The sequence below is a fragment of the Candidatus Omnitrophota bacterium genome (assembly GCA_028712255.1).
Lineage (GTDB): Bacteria > Omnitrophota > Gorgyraeia > Gygaellales > Profunditerraquicolaceae > UBA6249.
The window spans coordinates 205,176-212,225 of record JAQTQJ010000001.1; the positions used below are offsets into that span (position 1 = coordinate 205,176).

General features: G+C 38.6%; 5 protein-coding genes and 1 rRNA gene. All 6 read left to right on the plus strand.

All coding sequences use genetic code 11. The features are described from left to right. Nucleotides 1–447 (plus strand): hypothetical protein, encoded by a 447-nt coding sequence (locus tag PHC29_01075; GenBank protein MDD5108093.1) that lies wholly within the window; start codon nucleotides 1–3, stop codon nucleotides 445–447. A gap of 41 nt (nucleotides 448–488) precedes the next feature. Beyond that, a complete protein-coding gene (locus PHC29_01080) occupies nucleotides 489–2,204 on the plus strand; it encodes an ATPase, T2SS/T4P/T4SS family (GenBank protein ID MDD5108094.1) in 1,716 nt (571 codons plus the stop codon). A gap of 6 nt (nucleotides 2,205–2,210) precedes the next feature. Next, nucleotides 2,211–3,923 (plus strand): ATPase, T2SS/T4P/T4SS family, encoded by a 1,713-nt coding sequence (locus tag PHC29_01085; GenBank protein ID MDD5108095.1) that lies wholly within the window; start codon nucleotides 2,211–2,213, stop codon nucleotides 3,921–3,923. Nucleotides 3,924–3,925: 2 nt separating this feature from the next. After that, nucleotides 3,926–4,996 carry an HD domain-containing protein gene (locus PHC29_01090; protein ID MDD5108096.1) on the plus strand — a complete coding sequence of 357 codons (1,071 nt, stop codon included), beginning with the start codon at nucleotides 3,926–3,928 and terminating at the stop codon, nucleotides 4,994–4,996. Nucleotides 4,997–5,048: 52 nt separating this feature from the next. Further along, on the plus strand, nucleotides 5,049–6,257 hold the full coding sequence (locus PHC29_01095; GenBank protein ID MDD5108097.1) for a type II secretion system F family protein: 1,209 nt from the start codon (nucleotides 5,049–5,051) through the stop codon (nucleotides 6,255–6,257). Between the two features lie 437 nt (nucleotides 6,258–6,694). Next, nucleotides 6,695–7,050, plus strand: a 16S ribosomal RNA gene (locus tag PHC29_01100); the annotation flags it as partial.

Here is a 7,050-nt window from a genome sequence, read left to right on the forward strand (position 1 = left end):
GTGATAAGAAGAATTAATAATAAACAATTAGGGGAGCTTCTACTTGACCGGGGGATTATTAGCCAGCTTCAATTGGACCAGGCTTTAGGTGTTCAGCGGGATAAAGGTGGATTAATCGGTGAAATTTTAGTGGAATTAGGATTTGTTAAAGAGGATGATATTGCGCAGTCATTAACTGCCCAATACGGTTTTCCTTACCTTCCTTTAGGCAGTTATGATGTGAATGTGGATATTACCAGTATTATTCCTGGTAGAGTCGCCCGGCAATATTTGCTTGTGCCGATAGATAAAATCGGCAATAATTTAACCTTAGCCATGTCTAATCCCTTAAATGTCCAGGCTATTGAAGATGTGGAGTTACTCAGTGGGTGTAGTGTACAGACCTTTGTTTCTACTTCCTCCGATATTAAAAAAGCAATTGAGAAATATTATAAGGATATCGAATAATTAGATTATTTAAATATTGAAGCGTTGACAGCTGAATATTTATGTTATCCCTTAAAGAACGGCTCACCGAAATATTAATAAATAATAAACTTATTAGCGTTGATCAACTCAAACAGTCTCTTAGCGTTCAGGCTACTAAAGGAGGCAAGCTCAGCGATATTATCGTAGAGCTTAAGTTTGTTAAGGGGGGCGAGTTAATTACCGCTTTAAGCGAAGGTTTAGGTTTGCCTTTAATCGATTTAAAACGTTTCAAGATTGACCTGGATATCGTAAAAATAATCTCAGCTGATATTGCCCGCCATTATCAAATTATTCCCATATCTAAAATGGGAGATACCATTACTTTGGCAATGGCTGATCCGTTGAATATATTTGCTATTGACCATGTGCAGGCGCTCACCGGTTTTAAAATAAATCCTATAATTTCTTCGGCTCAGGATATCAACCAAGCTATTGAATTATCTTACCCGGATACTAGCAAAGGTATTATCGATGATTTAGTTAAGGAGATGACTGTCTCTTCTATTGAATTAATTAAAGAGGAAAGAGAGGTGCTCCCTAGTGGCCAGGAGTTGGGGCGTATTAGTCATGAGGCCCCGGTAATAAAGGTAGTGAATATGATTTTAGAGGAATCGATAAAAAAGAAAGCTTCTGATATTTTGATTGAGCCATTTGATAAAAAATTACGTATACGTTTTCGCATTGACGGGATCTTGCAGGAGCAAAAAACACCTCCCAGAAATATGCATGCTTCAATCGTATCCCGTATTAAAGTTATGTCTGAACTGGATATCGCTGAACACCGTATTCCCCAGGATGGGCGTTTTAAAATAAAGGTACTTAATCGCCAGATAGATTTTCGTGTTTCTATCCTACCGACTAGCTATGGGGAAAAAGTTGCTTTGCGTATACTGGACAAATCACAGGTAAATCTGGATATGAAAAAATTAGGTTTTAGTGATTATGCATTGGAAGTTTTGCATAAAGTATCCTTGCTTCCCCATGGCATGATCTTGGTTTGTGGCCCGACAGGAAGCGGCAAAACCACAACGCTTTATGCGGTATTAAAATCCGTAGACAGTCCGGATAAGAATATTGTTACCGTGGAAGATCCGGTTGAATTCCAACTGGAAGGTATAAACCAGGTGACTGCTAAGCCGGAAATCGGCCTTAGCTTTGCTGTAGCCCTGCGTTCGATTCTGCGCCAGGATCCCAATATTATTATGATCGGAGAGATACGTGATTATGAAACTGTAGATATTGCAATTAAAAGTGCTCTTACTGGCCACCTTGTTCTCTCTACTTTACACACCACTACAGCTGCGGGTGCTGTAGTGCGTTTAGTGAATATGGGAGTTGAACCATATTTAATTAACTCTTCTTTGGTTTGCGTTATGGCTCAGCGCCTGGTGCGTAAAATATGCTCTTATTGTAAGGAAATGTATATTCTTAAGGATGAGGTTGCTGAAAGCTTAAAATTAGATAAATCCAAAGTGGGTAAATTGCGATTATATAAAGGAAAGGGCTGCCAGCATTGTTTTAATACTGGATATTCTGGAAGAACTGTAATTGCTGAGGCTTTACAGATTAGTCCGAAGATCCGGGAGCTGATTTTGAATGGTTCACAGGAACAGTTTATTAAGCATCAGGCGCGCCTTGAGGGAATGAAAACTTTACGTGAGGATGGGATTATGGCTGCTTTAAATGGCCAAACTACAATTGAAGAAGTTTTACGTGTAACTTCACCGGACGAATAGCAATAAATGCATTCATTAAAAGAAAATATAATCGAAATACTTTTAAAGAGCCGCCACATAACTAAAGAGCAATTGGAACGTGCTTTAATCTTGCAGAAAGAGAAAGGGATGCCTTTAAGAAAGGTTTTGGTCGAAGAAGGAATCATTGCGGAAGAGCTCCTACTTTCTTTGTTTTCAGAACAGCTTTATTTGCCTACTTTACGTTTAGCAAGATTTAGGTTTGATACCGAAATCGTTAATTTAATTCCTGAGCAGATGGCCAAGCTTTATAATACCGTTGCTTTATCCAAAATCGGCAATACCCTTACTGTGGCCATGTCTGATCCGTTAAATATTTTTGCCTTAGATGATATAAGTAATTTTACCGGTAGCAACATTGATATCGTTTTGAGCCCTGAAGATGAGATTACCCGAGCTATTGACAGCCAATATCATAAAGAAGTTAGGGATATGCAGAATATCCTTGATGAATCAACATTGAGCCGCGCAGGAGACGCAGATAAGAGTTTAGAGCTACTTAAGACCGACACGATAGAATTATCTAATGCCCTCCAAGATAGCCAAAAGGCTCCGATTGTACAGTTAGTTGATATCATATTGGCTCAGGCCTTAAAGAGAAGGGCTTCGGATATACATATTGAACCTGAAGTCGATTGTTTACGTATTAGATACCGTGTAGATGGATCCCTTATTGATGTTTTAAAAGTTCCCAAGGTTAATCAAAATGCGATTTTAGCCAGGCTTAAAATTATTTCTAATTTGGATATTACCGAAAATCGTATTCCTCAGGATGGCAGGTTTAAGGTAAAAGCGGAGGGCAGAGAAATAGATTTTCGAGTCTCTAGCCTTCCTACAACTTTTGGCCAAAAGTTTGTTTTACGCGCTTTAGACAAGGGTAATTTATCCATCGGTTTAGATAAGTTAGGTTTTTCTGAGCAACCTGCAACTAATTTTAAGAAAGCAATAGCAAAACCCTTTGGAATGATGTTAGTTACCGGGCCTACTGGTTCAGGTAAATCCACTACGCTTTATTCTGTTTTGAATCAATTAAATACTCTGGACAGGAACATTGTTACTATCGAAGATCCAGTAGAATACCAGGTTGAAGGGATTACCCAGATGCAGGTTAAGCCGGATATTGGTTTAGATTTTGCTTCAGGGCTGCGTTCTATTTTACGGCAGAGCCCGGATGTAATTATGATCGGTGAAATTAGGGATGCCGAAACAGCCGACATTGCTATTAAAGCCGCCTTAACTGGGCAACTAGTGCTTTCTACTTTACACACCAATGATGCAATTTCAAGCATTACCCGTCTTATTGATATGGGAGTTGAACCATTTTTAGTAGCTTCTAGTATAATTATGTTATGTGCGCAGCGCTTGGCACGTAGAATTTGTCTTAAATGCCGCAAACCGATACAAATTCCTGAAGATTTTCTGAAGAAGATAGGCTTTAATGATAAGGCTATTTTTTATGAGGCCGGAGGTTGTAAATATTGCAATAATACAGGTTTCTATGGCCGGATTGCGGTATTGGAAACGGTTTTGATTGATGATACTATAAGGGAGATGATTATTCGAAGAAAATCAATAGATGAAATTAAGGCTTATGCAGTGGGCAAATTAGGAATGAAGACTTTGCGTGATGATGCTTTTTTGAAAGTAAAAGAAGAGCAGACTACCTTGGATGAGGCAATAAGAATTACTACTGAGGAGTAATTATGACAAATTCCGGAAAAATACTTTTGATGTGTGACGATAGTTCCTATTCCGTTTATATTAAAGAGCAGATACTTGCTTTGGGAGCTTATTCTATTTTAGTGGAATCCGATATCCAGGCAGCCATAGCAAATTTAAAGCAGAATAGTTATGATTTAGTTTTTATAAGATATGGAATGCCGCAGGTAGATATTGTCTGGTTGATTAATGAGTTCAGAAAAATCGATCCCGATTGTATTATAGTAATTTTGATTGAAGTAGGAGAGGAACAGAAAGCAAAAGAACTTATAGACCTGGGAGTTTTTGATTTATTAAGCCGCCCGGTAAACACAGAAAAATTAAAATTTATCATTGAAAGGGGAATTAAGCTGCACGTCTTGCTTTTAGCTAATCGCAAATTTTCTCTGGGTTTGAAAGAATATAATCAATCTTTGGAAAAACAGAATGTGCTTTTGGCCCGAAGAATCGAAGATGCCACCACTAATTTAAGCCGTCTTTATGAAGATTTACGTTCGACATATATGCGTACTATCAAAGTCTTAGCGCAGGCAATCGAAGCCAGAGATCATTATACACACAGTCATTCTGAAAATGTCGCACGGATTGCTATTACTATTGCCAATTATATGAAGCTTTCGACAAAAGAGATTGAGGTATTACGACAAGCTTGTGAATTGCACGATTTGGGTAAAATCGGCATTGAAGATAGTATATTACTGAAGACCTCTGCTCTTACAAAACTTGAATGGGAACAAATACGTAAGCATCCTACTATCGGAGCTCAGATCTTGGAACCGTTGACTTTTCTAAACGAAGTGGTAGACTTAATCAGGCAGCATCATGAAAACTATGACGGGTCAGGTTATCCGGAAGGCAGAAGAGGCAATGATATACTTTTGGGTGCTCGTATAATCCATGTTGCTGATGCTTATGAGGCGATGCGTTCGGCACGTTCTTACAGAAAGGTGCCTTTGATTAAAGAAGAAGCAATTTTGGAAATTAAGCGTAATAGCGGTACGCAATTTGATCCTAAGATTGTCGATGCATTTTTAAAAATAGTGGATAATCTCTAACCCTGGTTTTTTTAAATCATGCTGGGGTTAAGGATATGGAAGGGGTAACTGGGTGGACTCATATCAATATACGGCCAAAGATGCAAAAGGGCAGACTATAACTGGGATAGTCCAGGCTGTCAGTGAGGCAGAGGTTGCGGATATATTACATAAGAAAGATTTGGTGGTAGTTTCTATAGTAATTGCTAAAACCACTTCTGTTAAATCTAAAGTTAACGATAAAAAAGTTAAGCTTGATGATTTGGTTATTTTTTCCCGCCAGTTGGCTACTATGATTGATGCAGGTATTCCGTTGGTTAATGCCTTGGGAATTCTAGCTGAGCAGATTGAGAATCAAAATTTAAAGGGCATTATTGGTAATGTGCGCAGTGATATAGAAGCAGGGATGAGTTTCTGTGATGCTTTGGCTAAACATCCGGCGGTCTTTTCCGATTTGTTTGTAAATATGGCAAAAGCAGGTGAAGCTTCGGGTATGTTAAACGAAATCTTAGACCGCCTAGCTACATTTATGGAAAAACAAGCAGCGCTTAACCGTAAGATAACTTCCAGCCTTGTTTATCCTGCGGTGGTGGTGACTATGGCCATTATTATTACTGGAGTACTTTTGCTTAAAGTAGTTCCCACATTTAAAGGGATATTTGATTCATTGGGCGGAACATTACCTATGCCTACGCAGGTTTTAATTTTCGTTAGTGATCTATTAAGAAAATATTTCTTGTATACAGTGTTATCTCTTGGATTAGGTATATATTTATTTAAAAATTATCTTAAGACTCAAAAAGGTAAATATCAGTTTGATAAACAAATATTAAAATTACCAGTGTTTGGCCCTCTTTTGGGTAAGTTAGCCGTAGCCAAATTTTCACGTACATTTTCCACTCTTGTTAAAAGCGGGGTAACGGTTTTAAGCGCTTTAGATATTGTAAGTAAGACTTCGGGTAATAAAGTGGTTGAGGAAGCAGTGGTTAATTGTTCTAAAAGTGTACGTAACGGTGAACCAATTTCTAAGCCATTGGCTAAAAGCGGAGTTTTTCCTCCCATGGTTACGCGGATGATTAGCGTAGGCGAGCAAACGGGCCAATTGGAAAAAATGCTTTCTAAAATTGCTGATTTTTATGATGATCAGGTTGATAGTGCTGCTTCTGCATTGACTAGTATGATAGAACCGCTGGTGATTGCATTTTTGGGTATTGTTATCGGCGGTATTGTTATCGCCCTATTTTTACCCATCTTTAAGATATCCCAGCTTATGTCGCATTAGACTAAGGCTGGTTTTTATCCCCTGTAGAATAAAGAACTTAGGCTCTAATTAAAGAAAAAAATAAATAAAAAAAGTTCTTGACAAAAAAGCGTTTTGTAATAAAATACGTATTCCCTTCCAAAAGGGTTAAATTATTGTGAAAATAATTAAAACGCAGTTGACAATTTTCTTTAGTTAATACCCATCGACAATAAGGGCGCAAGAAAATAAATTTAGCGTCCCGACACTTTGTCGGGACGTTTTTTTGTTTACCCGGCTATAGGCCATAAGGTAAACAATCCGCCAACGATTCAGTGGCGGATAAAACTTGTTCTTTTGATAATTGAATTGCCAAGCGAGGCCAACATTAACTTCCGCAATGAAGTTAATATGGTCAATTTAATGAGGTTTGAAATTAAATAAATCATTTAGAGCCATTATACAAATTTATTCGGAATTTTTCGGAGAGTTTGATCCTGGCTCAGAGTGAACGCTGGCGGCGTAGATTAGGCATGCAAGTCGAGCGATACTTTTTTCTTGATATGGTGAAGCCGTAAGGTAGATCTGTTGAAGAGAGGAAAGATATAGCGGCAGACTGGTGAGTAATGCGCGAGTAATTTACCTTTAAGTCGGGGATAGCCTTGCGAAAGCGAGAGTAATACCCGATGTGTTTACAGCTGCATAAGTAGTTGTAAGTAAAGGAGGCCCGCAAGGGTTTTTGTTTAGAGATGAGCTCGCGTCCTATCAGCTAGTTGGTGGGGTAATGGCCTACCAAGGCGTTTGACGGGTAGCTGGCCTGAGAGGGTGGTCAGCC